This is a genomic window from Endozoicomonas sp. ALE010 (assembly GCF_049310165.1).
In the GTDB taxonomy this organism is placed as follows: domain Bacteria; phylum Pseudomonadota; class Gammaproteobacteria; order Pseudomonadales; family Endozoicomonadaceae; genus Endozoicomonas.
Genome location: NZ_JBLYNV010000083.1, coordinates 1 through 18,165, shown reverse-complemented (window position 1 = coordinate 18,165; position 18,165 = coordinate 1). Strand labels below are relative to the sequence as shown.

Sequence of the window (18,165 nt, the reverse complement as noted above, 5' to 3'; positions counted from 1 at the left end):
ATTTTTGGCGCGGGTAGTTCGAACCCCGGTGAAAGACGACATTTTGAGAATTTCTAAGGGCAACAACATAACAGGGAGCCGGAACGATGCCGTTGTTGAGTACCAACAAGCTCCATGAGCTGACAGGCAAAACCCACCGAACCATCAAGGCCCGGCTGGAAACGATCGAACCGGTGATTGAAGGCCGCAGCCATCTGTACGAGAGCAAGACCGTTTTGCCTTTGCTCTACGATGCGGACAAAACCGCCGGTGACTATGACCTGGAACAGGAGCGGGCACGACTGGCCAAGGAACAGGCCGACGGCAAGGCGCTGGACAATGCCCGGAAACGGCAGGAGCAGCTGGACGTACCCACCATGGTGGAACTGGTGGCCGGTGAATACGCTTTCGTCCGTGCCAACCTGATTGCCATTCCTGGCAAATACTCACGACGGCTGGCGTTGATGGATTCACCAACGGAAGTGCAGGAGCTGCTGATGGAAGTTGTCACCGAAGCGTTAAAGGAGCTGACCGCCGATGAGCCAGGCAGTATTGAATCCCGATGCGATTGACTTCGCCCGGCAGCTGCTGGGCAGGGCACGGCGGGAAAACCTGAAGCCGCCACCCAATATGGGACTGGTGGAGTGGGCCGATACCTATCGCTACCTGTCGGCGGAGTCATCGTCCGAGCCGGGCAAGTGGAAAACCGGCAATGTGGAGGTGTGCCGTGGTCCCATGGAGGCCTATTGTGATCCGGCGGTGAAAGTGGTGACGGTGATGTGCTGCACCCAGCTGATGAAAACCGAGCTGATCAACAACATCGTCGGCTATCACATTGACCTCGACCCAGCCCCCATGATCGTGATGCAGCCCAATGAGAAACTGGGGGAAGCCTGGTCAAAAGACCGGCTCAGTACCATGCTGCGGGACTCGCCTACCCTCAAGGGGCGAATCCGGGGCGATAAGATTCTCCATAAAACCTTTGCCGGTGGTCATGTATCCATCGTCGGCAGTAATGCCCCGGGGGATCTTGCCATGCGTCCGGTGCGGGTGGTGCTCTGTGATGAGGTGGACAAGTACCCGGCCTCTGCCGGTGATGAAGGGGACCCGATCGCCCTGATCGCGGAACGGCAGGCGGTGTTCTGGAATGCCAAGCGGGTGCATGTCTGCAGCCCCACCATTGAGGGGAAAAGCCGGATAGCCCGGGAATACAAACTGTCGGATCGGCGGGTGTTTGAAGTGCCCTGTCCGTCCTGCGGTCATCGTGAAGAGATGGTCTGGGCCAATGTGGTGATTCCCAAAGACGACAACGGCAAGAAACTGCCGGAGCAGTCTCACTATCGTTGCCCTCACTGTGAAACCCCCTGGACTGAACCCCAGCGACAGCAGGCCATTACCCAGGGAAGCTGGCGGGCAACCCGTCCCTTTACCGGTCATGCCGGGTTCAATGTCTCCAAACTGGCCAGCCCCTGGGAGAGCATTCCCCAACTGGCGGAAAAGTGGATCAATGCCCAGGGCAATACCCAGCTGTTGAAAACCTTTATCAATACCCAGCTGGCCCAGACCTGGAAGCAGAAAGGCGATGCACCGGAGTGGCAGCGACTCTATGAGCGTCGGGATGATTACCCCATTGGCAGGGTGCCTGAAGGGGGACTGTTCCTGACCGGCGCGGCGGATATCCAGAAAAACCGGATTGAGATCGAGATTGTCAGCTGGGGGCGGGGTAAACGATCATGGTCTGTGGATTACATCGTGATCGAGGGAGGCATTGAAACTCAGGAAGTACAGGACCAGCTGAGCCGGTTGGTCAACGGCACCTGGAAACACGCGAACGGTGTGGAAATGTCCCTGCTGCGTTTTGCCATTGACACCGGCTACAACGCCCAGGTGGTTTACAACTGGGTGCGTAAACATCCGGGACTGGTGATGGCGATCAAGGGAATGCCCCCGGGCCCTTATCCTATCCTCTGTCGTCCATCCTATGTGGATCTCAATTTTGAAGGCCAGCATGTGCAGAAAGGGGTGCAGCTCTGGGGCATTGGCACCGATGCTGCCAAGACAGAACTGTACTCCTGGCTGCAGCTGGATTTCACAAAAGACCATGATTCGTCATTACAGCCGCCCGCTGGCTATTGCCGCTTTCCCCAATACAACGAAGACTATTTCAAGATGCTGACTGCCGAGCACCTGGTGGAAAAGCAGACCAAGCGGGGGATGCAATACGGCTGGGAGAAGTTCCGGGAGCGCAATGAAGCCCTGGACTGCCGGGTCTATAACCGTGCTGCCGCTGCCGCCGTGGGTATCGACCGGTTTGAGGAAGAGCACTGGCGGGAGCTGGAACAGGCGCTGGGACAACTCTCTACACCGTCGTCTGCTGCCCCGGCACCAGTGGCAGAACAGCAACGTACCCGCAAAGGAAGATGGATTAAACGCTAATGGCCTTTACACAACAGCAACTCACCGCACTGGAAGACGCCATCGCAATGGGTACCCTGGAGGTGGAGTATGGCGACAAGAAGGTTCGCTATCGCAGCCTGACCGAAATGATGCGGATCCGGGACATGATGCGCCGGGATATTGAGAAACCCCAGCACGCCAGGGTGGTTTCATTCAGCAAGGGATTACAATAATGGCCAGAAAAACGGGTGAGGAGATGGGACTTTATGAGCGGTTACTGATCAACGTCGCTCCCCGTTTTTACATGCGACGGCTGCAGGCCATGAGCGCGGCCAATGTGTTCAAGCGCCGGTATGAAGGGGCGGCCAAAGGACGCCGGACGGAGGGCTGGGTCGCCCATGGCAGTTCTGCCAATAGCGAAATTGGCAAAGACTTTCAGACACTGATGTTCCGCAGTCGGGACCTGTTGCGGAATAATGCCTGGGCACGACAGGCCCAGCGGGTAATCCGGAACAATGTGGTCCGTTATGGCATTGTGGCCGAGCTGAAAGGGCAGAACCAGAAAGCCCTGAAAAAGCGCCAGAAGCTGTGGCGCAGCTGGGCCGAGTCCACCCAGATAGACGCCGATGGCCAGAGAAATATCTACGCATTGCAGGCACTGGCCATGAACACCATTTTTGAGTCCGGTTCGGTACTGATCCGTCGTCGTCGACGTCGGGCCAGCGATAACCTGGCCGTTCCCCTGCAGCTTCAGGTGCTGGAACCGGACTGGATTGATACCGGCAAAACCCAGACGCTGGATAACGGTCACAAGATCGTCCAGGGCAAAGAGTTCAATGCCATTGGTCAACTGGTGGCTTACTGGTTGTTCGATCAGCACCCCGGTGACTATCACCACTTCCGCCGTTATAACGCCCAGTCCCGTCGGGTGGATGCCTCGGAAATTCTCCATGTGTTCGACTCGGATCGACCGGAACAGATTCATGGTGTGCCCTGGCTTGCTGCCGCCATGCTCCGGCTTCGGGATTTTGATGAACTGCAGGATGCCAAGCTGATGCAACAGAAAATTGCCAGCTGTTTTGCCGTGCTGGTGAAGGGGACCGATGCCAACAGTGTCTCATTGCCCAAGAAAAACAACGGTGACCCGACGCTGCCGGTAGACTCGATCGAGCCGGGTATGGTGGAGTATGTAGGGCATAACGACATCACCACCGTGACACCGCCCGATGCGGACAATGGCACCGACTATACCCGCACCCTGTTGCGTGAAATTGCCATGTCGTTTGGTATCACCGCCGAACAGCTGACCGGTGATTACTCCCAGGTTAACTTTTCCAGTGCCCGAATGGGTCGATTGGAGTTTGTGGCCAATGTGGAGCACTGGCAGTGGAATATGCTGATTCCCGGATTCTGTGAGCAGGTTTATGGCTGGTTTGATGAAGCGGCCCGGCTGATTGGTGAGTACGAACCGGTCACTGCCGAATGGACGCCACCGGCGGTGCCTGCCCTGGATATGGAGAAAGAGGGCAAGGCAATCCGGGAGTATATCCGTGACGGCCTGATGACCCAGTCGGAAGGCGTCCGTCGTCTGGGTTATGATCCGGTGAAATTTTTTGAAGAGTATCAGGGTGATCTGCAGCGGTTGGATAAGATGGGGATTGTGTTGGATACGGACCCCCGGAAAACCGCTCGCGGGGGGACGTTGCAGGCAGAACCTAACGACAGTGATTAGCCACAGGTTTCTCTGGCATTGGCTGATACCAGATTATAGGCATCCCCAATCTCAAGAACTTGCCCATGCATGTTATTATGTGATTTACACATAGGGACAATGTACCAGCTATTATCAATCATTAATCCACCTTTCTGTACATGGGCACCTACCTCCGCATAAGAGAGGCAATTCTTTACAGAACAATAGATAGATGATTGACCACTGAATCTCTGCCAGTGATGTAGCCAGCTTCTGCATTCGCAAGTATTGTCACTGGTTCCGTTGATGTTTTTAACTTTCACTTTCAGCTCCTGCTTTAATATTTTCAGCCGATAAATATATGGCTGTAATTAAGAGCAATAGGGTGGGGCTAGCAGCCACCCTATTGCAGGTTGGAAGAATTACTTCTTCCGTTTTTTCGGGAACTTAAAGCAGAAAGCCTTGAGCCCGTATTGATGGGCGTAAATGCGTTTTCCAGCTTTCTTGTTAAAGTAGCTGGTGCAATACACCACTTCATAGTCGTCATCACGCATGAGCGGATTCCTTCTATTGAGCGGCGGCCAGAAAACTCAAGACATAATCGAACGGGGGGATTGACCCGATTGCCGATCAGGTCTACCATTCCGAGCAGGGATCGCCAAATTCCTGCATTATGGCTTGAGAGATATGAGTCTCACCGCATTAGTCTCATACCTTTTGAGTATCAACGGCTTGGAGTGCCACCTCGAAGTCGTTCTCTTACTTTTTCTTATACCTTTTGTTGATATTCCTCAATCTTGCTTCTGCAGCGGACCTTGAAACTCCGTACATCTCACATAGTTCATCCTCTGAATTACACTCCAAAGCTACTTCAAGCGGCATAAGGAACGCACTGGCAAATTCGTCAGCTTGCCATTCGGAGTCTTCATAGATTTGATGTTCTCTGCCTTCATTGCTTCTGGCGAAACTGGCAGTACCTTTATGAAGAAAGAAATGTCCAACTTCATGGGCGAGGGTAAAAATGTCACGGGGATTTTCTGCACAGGCGCCATCATAAACTTTCTGGGTGCAGCGCATGAGGTTTTTGTCTGGGTAAGTGTGAGCAGCGTCTCCACCAAGCTCATGATTTTCTACCACTTCGAATTCTAACCCCATTATTGGGACGAGCAGCAGTTCGATAAAGCGGACGACATTGAGGCGTTCCTTGGGATCCGCAAGGCCACTGCGAATCCCGGAAGCCGTCTTCTCTATCTTTTTAGCACTTAGTGGAGGCACCATGCGGCCTTTTTTTCGCTGGATCTTCATTTGTTTTTTAGCATCCTCTTAATATCATCCTGTTTTTCTTTACTTAATCCTGAGAAGCTGCGGGCAAACATGGTTACCATTTCCTTAGTATCATCACTGCAGCCAGAGCCCTTCACACTGTATTCAAGTCTAGATACGTCTACTGATTGATTTAGTTTTTTAACATCCTCTCGATTGAGCATTAGCAGCTTAATAATTTTGTCCACCAGTTCCGTTGTTATTGTTTTTTTCCCTGTCTCTACAGAGGAAAGGTAAGCAGAAGACACTCCTACACCATCAGCCATTTCCTTCAGAGTCATGGCGTGGTCAATTCTGTATTTCCGAACCTCCTTGCCGAACGGGGTGATCATATTTGCTCTCCAAAATTTTCGTTATTGAAGCTACTGCTTCGGGCTGATTAAAGTATCAGGGGTTAACTGTCTTAACTCAGCCTGTACACGATGTTAACCAAAAAAGGTTAATCCTGCAAACTTTAATTGGTTTTTTCTATACATAATTGGTCGTTTGATTATAGGAGCGATCATTAATCTTGTCCGGTAATATCAATTTGTAAAAAACGACAACGTACGAACACAACAGAAAAACATTGTGCTGAGAAATACCCTCCTGTGACAAAAAATGCCCCCGCCTGAACTACCACCACTCCCAACCCCCTTCCCCCCTGCATACCATCGTGTCTGAACCAGCGAATTTTCCAACGGGAAGCCGGACACAATGGATGAAGATCATGTAACCGAACCACAGCAGACCCGCGATATCCCTCCCATGCAGCTGGAAGCCCGGGCCATGCCGGACAGCTGGAATGAGGAAGAGCGGAGTCTGGACGTGGTCTGGTCTACCGGTGCCCGGGTGCGTCGGTACGATTGGTGGAAAGACGAAGAGTTTAACGAAGAGCTCTCCATGGATCCGGCCCATATCCGCATGGGGCGCTTCAACAACAACGCGCCGGTCTGTGACTCCCACGCGACGTATTCACTGCGCAATGTGATCGGCAAGATTCAGCCAGGGACGGCATCTACTGACGGGGCTGAAGGCCGTTGTCGTGTGCTGCTCTCCCAGCGGGAGGAGATCAATGGCGTGGTGCAGGATATCCGCGACGGCATTCTCTGCAACGTCTCCATCGGCTACCGCGTATTCAAGTTTGAAGATGTGACGGAGAACGATGACAAGATCAAAACTCTCCGCGCCATCGACTGGGAACCCTATGAACTCTCTTTTGTGCCCGTGGGCGCAGACGATGAGGCCGGTACCCGCTCCCAGAGCATTGACAGCAACCCCTGTGAATTTGTAACCCGGGCCGCAGCGCCCATCACCCCTGAAAAGGAAACTCCAATGGAAGAGAATGAAGATCTGTCCCAAGATGGACAGCGTTCCGACAAGGGCCAGGGCGGCGCTGCACCGACAACGTCGCCTGATAACACCATCACCCCGGACCAGGTCCGCAGTGCCGCCGATGCTGCCGTAAAAGCGGAGCGCCAGCGGGTCGCCGATATCCGTCAGGCGGTGCGTGCTGCCCGTCTCGGTGATGAGTTTGCCGATGAGCTGATCACCAACGGTACGGTGATCGAAGAGGCCCGCAAGCTGATTATCGACAAGTTTGCCGACCAGGGTGACCAGCAGGAGAGCCGTGGTTTTGTGACGTTCACCAATACCGCCACCCTGGATGCCAAGCGTGCCGCCATGGAAAACGCCCTGATGCACCGGGTCAACCCGTCCAAGGTGAAATTAACCGACGACGGTCGTGATTTCCGTGGTCTGCGCCTGCTGGATCTGGCCCGTGATGCGGTGGAAACCGGTGGTGTCAGTACCCGTGGCATGAACCCCCTGGAAATTGCCAGGCAGGCCATGTCCACCAGTGACTTCAAGCTGATCCTGGCCAATGTCACCAACAAGACCCTGCAGGACAGTTATGCTGGCAGCCCGCAGACCTTCCGCCCACTGGTGCGCCAGGTCAGCCTGAACGACTTCAAGCCGGTGCAGCGTACCCGCCTCGGGGATGCCCCCAACCTGGAGAAGGTGAACGAAAACGGCGAGTTCAAGTACGGCAAGCTGGGTGAAGAGGCGGAAAGCTACCGTCTGGAAACCTACGGCAAGATCATCCCGATCACCCGTCAGGCCATTATCAATGACGACCTGGAAGCGTTTATGCGCCTGGCCCGAATGTATGGCCGTTCCGCTGCGGATCTGGAGTCCGATCTGGTCTGGGGACTGTTCACGCAGAATCAGAAGATGGCAGATGGGAAAACCATCTTCCATGGCGACCACCTCAACTACAACAGCTCGGCCACGGGCATTACCATTGCCTCCATTGGTGCTGGCCGTACTGCCATGCGCAAGCAGAAAGGCGTTGATGGTCGTCTGATCTCGGTCATGCCGGAATACATGATTGTCCCGTCCAGCCGGGAAACCGAAGGCGAGCAGTTTATCAGCCAGAACCTGGCAGCCACCAAAAACGAAGACATCAACCCCTTTGCCGGGCGTCTGCAGCTGATCGCTGAGCCCCGTCTGGAAGAGAACGGCGGCAATGCCAAGGACTGGTTCCTCGGTTGCGGCCCTGACCAGATCGATACGATCGAACTGGCCTATCTCTCCGGCGATGAAGGGCTGGTGTTGGAAGAAGAGGCGGGCTTTGATGTGGATGGCATCAAGTTCAAGGCACGCCTTGATGTCGCGGCCGCCTTTATCGACTGGCGCGGCTTCTACAAGCAGAAAGGCTAAGGGCAGGATAACGGGGGCAACCCCGTTATCTGTTGCATAGATCCTCCAGAGGACAGGAACATGGCGGGAAACAAGATACAGGAAGGACGGTTGATCACCGTCATCGCCACCGGTGCCATCACCAGTGGTCAGGGCGTGTTAACCGGGGCGTTGTTTGGCGTGGCAATGACCGACGCAGCCACCGGCGAGGCCTTTGAAAAAGACACCTGTGGTGTATATGAACTGCCCAAAACCGTGGCAGACGACATTACCCAGGGGGCCAAGGTGTACTGGACCGGTTCGGCGGTGAGCAAAACCGCATCGGGCAACACCCTGATCGGCTGCGCCAGTGAAGCGGCCGGTAACGGGGCGGCGGTGGTACGTGTTCGTCTGAACGGTACCGTCTGATCATGGATTTCGGGCAGCTGGCCAACGGCATGCACCGGGCGATTCTGGCCAGTCCCCTGGCGGAGTCGGCCACGGTGGCGGGCGTGACCACCCGGGTGATCTTTTTTGGTGAATACCTGGAAGCGGACCCGGTCAGTGGTGCCCCGGTGGCGTCTGCTGAGCCCAAGATTGCTGTTCGGCTCAATGACTTCAGCCAGCCACCGGAACCGGAAGACCGGGTACAACTCCGTGGCCTCAGCTACCGGATAGACGAGATCCGGCCCGATGGGGAAGGCCTGGCGGAACTGATGCTGAAGCGGGATTACTGACCATGAAACACCATCGGCAAACCATACGGGCAGCGATAGCTACCCAGCTGAAAGGCAAAACAGACGCCGGTGACCGGGTGTTTGTCAACCGTCAGCGTACCCTGAGGCGGGACGACCTGCCCTGTCTGCTGGTGTACACCACCACCGAAAGCTGTGATACCGGCTATGCAGAGCAGACCGCGCCCCGACAGGACAAACGACGGTTGACCTGCGTTGTGGACATCCGGGCAGAAAGCCGGAACGGACTGGATGACCTGCTGGATCGCCTGGCCTTTCAGGTGGAACAGGCCGTGTTTGCCGATGTCAGCTTTGGCCAGACCGTGGCAGACGGTTTTCTCAACAGCACCAATATCCAGTTCAGCGAAGAGGGTGAGCACTGCATTGGTGCCTGTGAACTGAGTTTTGAACTGCACTACTACACCGATGCCAGTCCCAACCCGGACAGCTGGCCCTACTGGAACAGTGCCGGGGTGACTATTAATACCGGCAGCGGTGAAAGCACTGAACAATCCATCAACCTACCGGGGAGTGACCAGCCATGACGCTGCATATCAAACCCAGAAAGGGCCTGCAGGTGCGTACCCCGGCGGGTCATCATCTTCGGCCTGAAGGCGAACAGGTACCACACAATAGCTACTGGCTGCGTCGGCTGAAAGCCGGTGACGTGGTGCTGGTCGAGAACCCAACCGAACAGCAGGGAGCGAAGGCGAAATGAGCATCAGCTTTAACCAGATTCCCAACGGCCAGCTGACGCCGTTTGTCTTTGTGGAGTTTGATAACTCCCATGCCAACCAGGGCCCGGCCATCCAGAATTACCGGGCACTGGTACTGGGTCAGCGTCTGGCATCCGGCACCGTGGCAGCGGATGTGCCGACCCGGGTGACCAGTGAGGAGCAGGCAGCGGAATACTTTGGCCGTGGCTCCATGATCCATCAGCAGGTGCAGGCGTTTCTGGCCAATAACCGGGTGACTGAGCTCTGGGTGATTGCCCGGGATGATCTTCAGGCCGGTGTACAGGCGACACTGGATCTGACCATTACCGGCACGGCTACCCAGTCTGGCACTTTTAACCTGATGATCGGTGGTCGTCGTGTACGTGCCGGTGTCACCGTAGGGGAGAACAGCACCGCCATTGCAACGGCGGTGGCTGCGGCCATCAATGCCGATGGTGAGCTGGCGGTCACCGCTACGGCGTCGGCTGCCAAGGTGACCCTGAGGGCACGGCACAAGGGCGAAGCGGGCAACGGTATTGATGTGCGCTGCAACTACTACACCGGGGAGCGATTCCCGGAAGGGGTCAGTGCCCCACGGCAGGCCCGACTGTCGAACGGTACCGGCAACCCGGACATCAGCCCAGCCATTGCCGCTATGGGCGATGAGGCCTATCACATCATCGCCATGCCGTACACCGATGGTGCCAACCTGACGGCACTGGAAAGCGAACTGGCCTCCCGCTGGGGACCGGAACGGCAGCTGGACGGGCTGGCGTTTGCCGGTGCCAAAGGTTCACACGCAGAGCTCGGTACGCTGGGGGATTCCCGCAACTCTGAGCATGTCAGCATCGGTGGTTTTTCCGGTGTGCCCACGTTGCCCTGGCAGTGTGCCGCAGCCCAGGCGGCAGTGGTGGCGCTCCATGGTCAGATTGACCCGGCCAGACCGTTTCAGACCCTGCCCATGGTGGGCGTGCTGGCACCCTGGCCGGAAGACCGTTTTACCCGGCAGGAACGCAACCTGCTGCTGAACGACGGCATCAGTACATTTACCGTGAGCCCCGGTGGTGAGGTGCTGGTTGAGCGACTGGTCACCACCTACAACCTGAATGCCCAGGGGGCACCGGACCCCAGCTATCGGGATGTGAATACGCTGCTGACTCTGAGTTACCTGCGGTTTGATTTCCGTACCTACATCACCAACAAGTACCCACGGCACAAGCTGGCGGGCGACAGTGTCCAGGTACCGTCCGGACAGGCCATTATGACGCCCTCGCTGGGCAAGGCCGAAGCCATCGCCAAGTTTATGCAGTGGCAGAACCTCGGTCTGGTTGAAGAGCTGGACCAGTTCAAGCGGGACCTGGTGGTGGAGCGGGACCCACAGGACCCGAACCGGCTGAACTGGCTGTTGCCACCGGATCTGATCAACCAGCTGCGTATCAATGCCGCCCAGATCCAGTTCCGGGTCTGACGGCTGAGCCACAGGGAGAAGAAAACCCATGAGTCAAATGAGAAAGGGCGGCATCATCGAAGTGACGGTGGACGGCAGCCGCATGGATGCCAAAGGGGCCTTCAGCTATAACCTCGGGCATCCCCAGCGGGAAGCCCTGGTGGGGGCCGACAAGGTACACGGCTATAAGGAGACGCCCCAAGTGGCTTACATCGAGGGTGCCATTACCGACAACGTCAACCTCGACCTGAAACAGCTGGTGAACTCGGTGAACATTACCGCCGTGCTGCGTCTGGCCAATGGCAAAAGCGTGGTCCTCAGCGAGGGCTGGTATGCCGGTGAAGGAACCGGCAATTCCGAAGAGGGGGAGATCCCCCTGCGCATTGAAGGCCTGCGGGCAGAGGAGATCAGCTGATGACGGCAGTCGCCTACACCCTGAAGCATCCGGTCGTGGTGGGAGAAACCCATGTTACCGAGCTGACCTTCCAGCGCCCCAAGGCCAAGCACATGAAAGGCATACGGCTGGGGAACGAGATTGGCATGGACGACATTCTGCTGCTGGCCGGTCGCATTGCCGGTCAGTCGTCGCTGGTGATGGACGAGCTGGATATTGAAGATGTGATGGCAGTGGCGGAGGTGATCAGCGGTTTTTTGCCCGCTGGCGATGTGACTGGGCCGACTGGTTCGGAATAATCGCCGGTACCTTCCACTTTCCCCCCTCTGAACTCTGGGCCATGGATGACCAGGATCTGGAATTCTGGATTCATCAGGCCCGGCAATGGATTGAAGCCCGGGAGCCCTCCTGATGTCGCGCAATAACCCCAACCTGAGAATTGAGATCAGCGCCCTGGACCGGCTGGCGCAACCCATGCGCCGGATTAACCGACGGTTCGAACAGCTGCAACGGCCAGTGGGCCGTCTGCAACGTTCCCTGCGGGGTCTGGGCCGTGAAGCTGGCCTGCATCGGATGGGCACGGCCTTTGCCGGTATCGGTCGCAGTGTGGGCAAAGTGGGCAAGGAGTTGGGGGGCGTTATCACCAAAATGGGCGTGCTGGGTGGCCTGGCCGGTGCCGGTGGTTTGGCCGTGGGCAAGTCCTTTGTGGATACCGCTGCCCAGTTTGAAAAGTTTGAGACCATTCTTTCCCGGTTGGAGGGCAGTAAAGAGGCCGGGAAAAAATCAATGGCATGGATTGAAGACTTTGCCGCCAAAACCCCTTACGAACTGGAACAGGTCACTGATGCTTTTGTAAAGCTCCGTGCTTACGGCATGGACCCGATCAATGGCGATCTGCTTCGGACCCTTGGTGATACCTCGGCTGCCATGGGCAAAGACATGATGCAGGCGGTTGAAGCCATTGCCGATGCAGTGACCGGTGAGAATGAACGACTGAAGGAGTTTGGAATCAAGGCGGCATCATCGGGCAACAAGATCGTTTATGAATACACCAACAGTGCCGGTAAAACCATGCGCAAGGCGGTACAAAAGGGTAATCGTGAGATGATCCAGAGCACCTTGCAGATGATCTGGAACGATAAGTATGGCGGAGCCATGAAAGACCTTTCCGGCACCTGGCAGGGAATGATCAGCAACCTGTTGGATCAATGGAGCCGATTCCAGCGGCTGGTCATGGAGTCAGGCCCGTTTGAGTTATTGAAAGAGAAACTGGGTGGACTTCTGGATCGCCTGAACCAGATGTCCGAAACCGGAGAGTTAAAACGGCGAGCTGAAGAACTGGGTAGAACACTGGTCTCCGCGTTTTATAAAACCCGTGATGCGGTCAAAGAGCTCTACAGCGGATTTCAGCAGTTAAAACAGCATCTGCAGCAAATTATTGATTTCGGTTCTGCTCTGGTTGAACGCTTTGGTGGCGTTAAGGTTGTACTGACTGCCCTTGCGGTGCTGATCGGTGGCAAGCTGATTATTGCGATGGGAGCGCTGTTGCTGGCCTTTAAAACGTTAGGCGCTGCCATGCTGTTAACGCCTTTCGGGTTGATTACAACCGCCATCGCTGGATTGGTATATGCAGGCGTTGAGCTTTATCAGCGATTTGAAATAGTGAGAAAAGTATTCAAAGCACTTTGGGCATTTATTGACAAGTACAATCCTTTTCTCGGTATGGTTCGAGCCGCTAATCACTTAATAAAAGTGCTGACCGGCTTTGACATTCTCGACAGCATCAAAACCAAACTGGCCAACCTGCTGCCCGCCTGGATCACCCGCAAACTGGGCTGGAGCATTGACAGTACCGCTGCTGAGTCCACCACGGCCACACCCTCAGCCGGTGATGCCCGTTCAGCGGCAGCGGTGCGTCAGCAGGCCGCCAGGCAGCAGAGTGTTGATGTCCATAACCGTGCTGCCGTTACTGTGGACTTTGCCAATGTTCCCCGGGGAACCCAGGTGAAGACCCGGACTGACCGGGGTACCGATCTCGATACTTCCCTTGATTACGCCATGAGCTGGTAAGGAGTCGTTATGACCTGGCGCGAACACTATCAACAGGCCAGCTTCCGGGGCGTTCCCTTTCATACCCGCACCCACGATGCCAGCGGTGGCCGTAATACCGACAGTCAGGACTCGGTCGACCAGGAAGACGCCAATACCGAAGACACCGGTCGTAAAACCCGACGGTACTCGGTAGAGGCCTATGTGGTGGGTCTGGATTACCAGTGGATGCGGGATGCCCTGTTAGCTGCCCTGGACCAGGCAGGCCCCGGTGAACTGGTGCACCCCTACCTGGGGGTGCTGCAGGTGATCTGCGACAGCTGGCAATTAAGGGAGTCAGCTGACGAGGGTGGTATGGCCCGGTTCTCCCTGACCTTTACGGAAAAGGGCGACACCGTTCTGCCAAGGGCCTGGACGGATCGGGCCAGCACCATCAGCCAGCTGGCGGATCAGGCAGAAGCGGCCAGTATCGAAGCCTATGCCGACACCTTTTCCATTGAAGAAAAACCGGATTTTGTTGCCCGGGATGCCCTGGAACAGTTGGCCAGCGTCACCGACCAGATTAACCAGGTCAGTGCCCGGTTAGGTGGTGCAGGTTCGTACAGCAGCCCGGTAATCAGCCAGTTAAACAACAGTGTTAATGCGGCCACTGGCCTGATGATCAACGTCCGCAGCCTGACCACACTGGGTAACCCCCTGGAGGGGCTTGCTGCCCTGGGCAGCCTGCTGAATTACGACAGTGGTGCCAGTTCTGTCAACCCCATCACCGCATCCCGCCAGCAACAGCAGACCAACCGGCTGGCCACCGAAGCCCTCACCCGTGAAGCGGCCCTGATTACCTCAGCGCGGTTGGCCGTGGATGCCCGGTTTGACTCGGTCAATCAGGCTGAGGCCACCCGTGACACACTGCTGGATGCACTGGACGATATTGCCGGTAACACCCTCAGTGATAACCTGTTTGACCAGCTGCAGGCATTACGGCAGGGGCTGTACCAGACGTTGCCGGATCAGACTCTGCCAAGTGTCGGGGAATACACGGCATCAGCCACGCAACCGGCTCTGGTCACCGCTTATGAACTCTATCGGGATCCTGACCGGGGAGAAGATATCGCCCGTCGCAATGGGGTTGCACACCCTGGCTTTCTGCCCGGTGGCCAACCCCTGGAGGTGCTGACCCATGGCTGAGGATATCCGGCTAACCGTGGGCGGCAAGATCTGGACCGGCTGGGAGTCGGTCACCATTCGTACCGGTGTGGAATTTCTGGCCGGTGCCTTCAGCCTGAATGTGGGCAGCCAGTGGCAGGGCATGATGGGCACGGATCAACCCTGTGCTTTGAGCCTGGGAGAGCGCCCCCTGGTGAATGGCTATCTCGACAAACTTCACAGCGTAAACGACACTGATCAGCAATCACGACAGTTGCAGGGCTGGGATCGGGCTGCTGATCTTTCGGCCTGCACGGTGGAACCGGCCCAGTTTCGTAACTCGAACCTGCTGGCCATTATCAACGCCATCGGCCAGCCTTTTGGGGTTACCGCTACCAGTCAGCTGCCCCTGCAACCGGTGCGGTGGTTTGACCTGTTCCCCGGTGAGACCGGATCAGAAGCGCTGGACCGGTTGGGTAGAACCTGTGCGGTATTGATCTTCAGTAATGGTCTGGGACAGCTGCAGGTAACTCGAGGCCGTTCTGCGGTTCGTTCCCAAACCGCTTTGGTGGAAGGGGAAAACATAGTCTCATCAGAACTGCGGGTTGATCGCACTCAGCGTTTCTCCCATTACCAGGCACTGGGGCAGCTGGCAGGCATGAGTGATGAGCTGGCACCGGCCCAGCGCTGCGCCATTGCCGGAGAGGCGAGAGACCGCCAGATCAAAAGACACCGACCGTTTACCCTGTTGTCAGAATCCTCCGTAGACAATGCCCAGTGTCAGCGCCGCGCCCAATGGCAGGCTGCTGTAGCCGCTGCCCGTGGCTGGCGTCTTCTGGTACGGGTAAAAGGCTGGACTGGCATTAAAGGTGAGCTCTGGCGACCCTGGGTGAATGTGCCGGTGCGTTCTGGCTGGCACGGCATTGATGAAACCCTTCTGGTGATTGGCTGCACCTATACCGGCAGTCGTTCAGCCCGTTTTACCGATCTGGAACTGGTCCGGGCCGATGCTTATGAACTGCAGCCGGACAGGAGTGACTGATGGAGTTTCGACAACAGCTGGCCAGAGCCCTGGCCCCGTTAAAACATCGCCTGCAGTTGATGATTGGTCGGGCGGTGATCCATACCATAAACGACGGTAGCCAACTGCAAACCCTGCAACTGGGGATACTGCCCGGTGAATTAAAAGAACCGGTTGAACGGCTTCAGGAGTACGGTTTTACCAGTCATCCCAAACCGGGAGCAGAAGCAGTAGTGTTGTTCCATGGCGGTAACCGGGACCATGGGCTGGTGATTGCCGTGGATGATGTCCGCTACCGGTTGAAGCAACTGAAAGCCGGAGAAGTGGCGCTCTATGATGACCTGGGCAACCGGATACATCTGGCCAGGGATGGCCTTTCTATCAAGGCCGTAACGGCCCTGACCGTCGATGCGCCCAAGACAACATGGAATGGCAATCTGGCCATAAATGGCCAGTTAACCGCCACGGAAGATATCCGTGCTGCCGGTATCAGCCTGAAAGGACACAAACATTCAGGCGATAGCGGCGGCACTACAGGAGCCCCCCAATGAGTGATTTACGACTGGTGATGTCCGGCGGTGGTGCCGATCTGGAGGTGCTGGCCGGTGACCTGATGACCGATGACGGGCTGGAGACCCAGATCATTGTCAGCCTGTTTACCGATAAACGCCTGCCGGACGATATGAGCGTATCGGAAGGTTTTGACCGACGGGGATGGTGGGGCGATGCCCTGAATGCCGAGCCCGGCGATGAAACCGGCTCTCTGCTCTGGCTGCTCCAGCGGGAAAAACTGACTGCGGCTGTCGTCAGCCAGGCACGGCGATACTGTGAACAGGCATTGGCCTGGCTGGTGAAAGACGGCGTGGCAGAAAGTGTCAGCGTGGCCACAGAAGTGCACCGTCCTGACGCCCTGTTAATCAGCGTGACCATACAAAGGCCCCGGAAGCCTCCTTTAAGATACCAGTATCAGGCCCCCTGGGGCGCCCAGTCCAGCCGGAACTGATTCATGCCATTTTTACGACCATCCCTGAAAGACATTGCCGACCGCATCACCGCCGATCTGGACAGCCGGATGGGCGGCGCTGCTTTTCGTCGTTCCGTTAAAAGCAAACTGGCCACCTCCCTGGCCGGTGCGGTTCATGGCCTTTATGGCTACCTCGATTACCTGGCCAGACAGATCAATCCTGCCACGGCAACGGATCAATACCTGCGGCTCTGGTGTGTGGTCTGGAATATCCTGCCCCGTGAGGCGGTGATTGCCAAAGGGCAGGCGACGTTTACCGGTAATCCGGGGGCAGCGGTGCCCACGGGTACCCTGTTAACCCGCAGTGACGGGGAGCCGTTTCGGGTCGTCACCGGCGTTACGCTGGCCAGTGGTACTGCCATTGCAGATATAGAAGCCGTGAATGCCGGTCAGGCTGGCAATACGGAAGCGGCAGTATTGCTGCAGATGCCATCACCCATTGAAGGCATACAGGCCGACGCCACCGTCAACAGTGGTGGCATTACCGGAGGTGTCGAAGCGGAAAACGACGACAGTCTGAGAGACCGGTTACTGCTGAGAATCCGCAAACCGGCACGGGGCGGCAATGGTGACGATTATGTCCGCTGGGCGCGGGAAGTGCCCGGGGTGGATCGGGCCTGGTGCTACCCCAACAAGATGGGGCTGGGTACAGTCTCCCTGACATTCACCGCCAGTGATATGAATAACCCGATACCTGACGCTGACCTGGTGACTGCAGTCACGGAGCGTATTGATGCTGTGCGCCCGGTGGCCATGAAAGAACGATACGTTTATGCGCCTGTTGCCCATCCGCAAACCATTACCATCACCAATCTGAAGCCGGACACACCTGAAGTTCGTTCCACCATTGAGGCAGAGCTGAAAGACCTGTTCTACCGGGAGGCCAAACCGGAAGACGGCAATGGTCAGGGAGTCGTACCGATCAGCCTGGTGCGTGAAGCGATTTCGGTGGCCAGTGGTGAAACTGACCATGACCTGGTCAGCCCGGTGGATGATATCCGCCCTGCCGAAGGTGCCATGGCGACTTACGGAGGTGTGACATGGCAGACTGCCTGACCCGTTATGCCGAACAGCTGCGGCAGCTGCTACCCCGTGGCCTTGCCTGGAATACCGAACAGGACAGTACCCTCAATGACCTGGTGGAAGGGCTGGCAGAAACCTTTGCCCGGGTGGATCACCGGTCAGACGAGCTGATCCGTAATGCGTTGCCGCAATACACCACGGAGCTGTTGCCCGAATGGGAGCAGGCGGCGGGCCTGCCGGAAGAGTGCCGTTCACTTTCTGAAACACAGGAACAGCGTCGTTCAGCACTGGTGGAGAAGCTGGCGGAAGTGGGCGACCAGTCCCGTACTTTTTATATCCAGCTGGCGGCGCGGCTTGGCCACGCCATCACCATCACGGAATTCAGTCAGCCAAAGGCAGGCATGGCGACAGCGGGCGAGGGTTGCTACGGGGCAGACTGGCATTTTGTCTGGCAGGTGAATACTCCCCATGCACTGACCATCAGCCGGGCCACGGCAGGACGCAGTGCCGCCGGTGAACCGCTTGCCAGCTGGCAGACCAATCAGCTGGAATGCCTGTTCCGGC

23 protein-coding genes are annotated in these 18,165 nt (G+C 56.7%); 19 read left to right on the top strand and 4 right to left on the bottom strand.

Annotation, left to right across the window (positions count from 1 at the left end; all coding sequences use genetic code 11):
* The first annotated feature begins 86 nt into the window (after positions 1-86).
* The 4 genes from ACO6UY_RS22255 to ACO6UY_RS22240 are packed head-to-tail and all read left to right on the top strand — an operon-like array spanning position 87 to position 4,108.
* Positions 87-551, top strand: a complete 465-nt coding sequence (locus ACO6UY_RS22255; RefSeq protein WP_422460268.1) for a hypothetical protein — start codon at positions 87-89, stop codon at positions 549-551.
* Positions 517-2,415, top strand: a complete 1,899-nt coding sequence (locus ACO6UY_RS22250; protein ID WP_422491274.1) for a phage terminase large subunit family protein — start codon at positions 517-519, stop codon at positions 2,413-2,415. The genes ACO6UY_RS22255 and ACO6UY_RS22250 overlap by 35 nt, the downstream gene beginning before the upstream one ends.
* Complete coding sequence (locus ACO6UY_RS22245) at positions 2,415-2,609, top strand: phage head-tail joining protein (RefSeq protein WP_422491273.1); 195 nt, start codon at positions 2,415-2,417, stop codon at positions 2,607-2,609. Before ACO6UY_RS22250 ends, ACO6UY_RS22245 begins: the two co-directional genes overlap by 1 nt.
* A complete protein-coding gene (locus ACO6UY_RS22240; protein ID WP_422491271.1) occupies positions 2,609-4,108 on the top strand; it encodes a phage portal protein in 1,500 nt (499 codons plus the stop codon). The genes ACO6UY_RS22245 and ACO6UY_RS22240 overlap by 1 nt, the downstream gene beginning before the upstream one ends.
* On the opposite strand, the gene ACO6UY_RS22235 is transcribed toward ACO6UY_RS22240, so the two are convergent.
* The 4 genes from ACO6UY_RS22235 to ACO6UY_RS22220 form a co-directional block, all read right to left on the bottom strand.
* Positions 4,105-4,392 (bottom strand): hypothetical protein, encoded by a 288-nt coding sequence (locus tag ACO6UY_RS22235; protein WP_422460263.1) that lies wholly within the window; start codon positions 4,390-4,392, stop codon positions 4,105-4,107. The genes ACO6UY_RS22240 and ACO6UY_RS22235 overlap by 4 nt on opposite strands.
* A gap of 99 nt (positions 4,393-4,491) precedes the next feature.
* The gene (locus ACO6UY_RS22230) at positions 4,492-4,623 is read right to left on the bottom strand and encodes a hypothetical protein (RefSeq protein WP_422460261.1); all 132 of its coding nucleotides are present in this window, start codon (positions 4,621-4,623) and stop codon (positions 4,492-4,494) included.
* Positions 4,624-4,828: 205 nt separating this feature from the next.
* Complete coding sequence (locus ACO6UY_RS22225) at positions 4,829-5,374, bottom strand: ImmA/IrrE family metallo-endopeptidase (RefSeq protein WP_422460259.1); 546 nt, start codon at positions 5,372-5,374, stop codon at positions 4,829-4,831.
* Positions 5,371-5,724: a helix-turn-helix transcriptional regulator gene (locus tag ACO6UY_RS22220; protein WP_422460257.1), complete on the bottom strand. Its 354-nt coding sequence runs from the start codon at positions 5,722-5,724 to the stop codon at positions 5,371-5,373. Before ACO6UY_RS22220 ends, ACO6UY_RS22225 begins: the two co-directional genes overlap by 4 nt.
* Before the next feature lie 364 nt (positions 5,725-6,088).
* On the opposite strand from ACO6UY_RS22220, the gene ACO6UY_RS22215 reads away from it, so the two are divergent.
* The 15 genes from ACO6UY_RS22215 to ACO6UY_RS22145 all read left to right on the top strand — a co-directional run.
* The gene (locus ACO6UY_RS22215; protein ID WP_422460255.1) at positions 6,089-8,092 is read left to right on the top strand and encodes a prohead protease/major capsid protein fusion protein; all 2,004 of its coding nucleotides are present in this window, start codon (positions 6,089-6,091) and stop codon (positions 8,090-8,092) included.
* Between the two features lie 60 nt (positions 8,093-8,152).
* Positions 8,153-8,479, top strand: a complete 327-nt coding sequence (locus tag ACO6UY_RS22210) for a DUF2190 family protein (protein ID WP_422491269.1) — start codon at positions 8,153-8,155, stop codon at positions 8,477-8,479.
* 2 nt (positions 8,480-8,481) lie between these two features.
* Complete coding sequence (locus ACO6UY_RS22205) at positions 8,482-8,787, top strand: head-tail joining protein (RefSeq protein WP_422460251.1); 306 nt, start codon at positions 8,482-8,484, stop codon at positions 8,785-8,787.
* Positions 8,788-8,789: 2 nt separating this feature from the next.
* Positions 8,790-9,329, top strand: coding sequence for a hypothetical protein (locus ACO6UY_RS22200; protein ID WP_422460249.1), 540 nt, complete (start codon positions 8,790-8,792; stop codon positions 9,327-9,329).
* A complete protein-coding gene (locus tag ACO6UY_RS22195; RefSeq protein ID WP_422491267.1) occupies positions 9,326-9,502 on the top strand; it encodes a DUF2635 domain-containing protein in 177 nt (58 codons plus the stop codon). The genes ACO6UY_RS22200 and ACO6UY_RS22195 overlap by 4 nt, the downstream gene beginning before the upstream one ends.
* The gene (locus ACO6UY_RS22190; protein ID WP_422491266.1) at positions 9,499-10,968 is read left to right on the top strand and encodes a phage tail sheath subtilisin-like domain-containing protein; all 1,470 of its coding nucleotides are present in this window, start codon (positions 9,499-9,501) and stop codon (positions 10,966-10,968) included. The genes ACO6UY_RS22195 and ACO6UY_RS22190 overlap by 4 nt, the downstream gene beginning before the upstream one ends.
* Positions 10,969-10,996: 28 nt before the next feature.
* Entirely contained in the window at positions 10,997-11,362 is a 366-nt protein-coding gene (locus tag ACO6UY_RS22185; RefSeq protein ID WP_422460243.1) for a phage tail tube protein, read from the top strand.
* A complete protein-coding gene (locus ACO6UY_RS22180) occupies positions 11,362-11,640 on the top strand; it encodes a phage tail assembly protein (protein ID WP_422460241.1) in 279 nt (92 codons plus the stop codon). The genes ACO6UY_RS22185 and ACO6UY_RS22180 overlap by 1 nt, the downstream gene beginning before the upstream one ends.
* Before the next feature lie 112 nt (positions 11,641-11,752).
* Positions 11,753-13,411 carry a tape measure protein gene (locus ACO6UY_RS22175; RefSeq protein ID WP_422491264.1) on the top strand — a complete coding sequence of 553 codons (1,659 nt, stop codon included), beginning with the start codon at positions 11,753-11,755 and terminating at the stop codon, positions 13,409-13,411.
* A 9-nt stretch (positions 13,412-13,420) separates the two neighbouring features.
* Positions 13,421-14,575, top strand: coding sequence for a DNA circularization protein (locus ACO6UY_RS22170; protein ID WP_422491263.1), 1,155 nt, complete (start codon positions 13,421-13,423; stop codon positions 14,573-14,575).
* Entirely contained in the window at positions 14,568-15,575 is a 1,008-nt protein-coding gene (locus ACO6UY_RS22165) for a phage baseplate assembly protein (protein WP_422491262.1), read from the top strand. The genes ACO6UY_RS22170 and ACO6UY_RS22165 overlap by 8 nt, the downstream gene beginning before the upstream one ends.
* Complete coding sequence (locus ACO6UY_RS22160; protein WP_422491260.1) at positions 15,575-16,105, top strand: phage baseplate assembly protein V; 531 nt, start codon at positions 15,575-15,577, stop codon at positions 16,103-16,105. Before ACO6UY_RS22165 ends, ACO6UY_RS22160 begins: the two co-directional genes overlap by 1 nt.
* Entirely contained in the window at positions 16,102-16,557 is a 456-nt protein-coding gene (locus tag ACO6UY_RS22155; protein ID WP_422491259.1) for a phage GP46 family protein, read from the top strand. The genes ACO6UY_RS22160 and ACO6UY_RS22155 overlap by 4 nt, the downstream gene beginning before the upstream one ends.
* A 3-nt stretch (positions 16,558-16,560) precedes the next feature.
* Entirely contained in the window at positions 16,561-17,634 is a 1,074-nt protein-coding gene (locus ACO6UY_RS22150) for a baseplate J/gp47 family protein (protein WP_422491258.1), read from the top strand.
* The coding region (locus tag ACO6UY_RS22145; RefSeq protein ID WP_422491257.1) for a YmfQ family protein at positions 17,619-18,165 on the top strand (547 nt) is incomplete at its 3' end. The genes ACO6UY_RS22150 and ACO6UY_RS22145, both read left to right, overlap by 16 nt.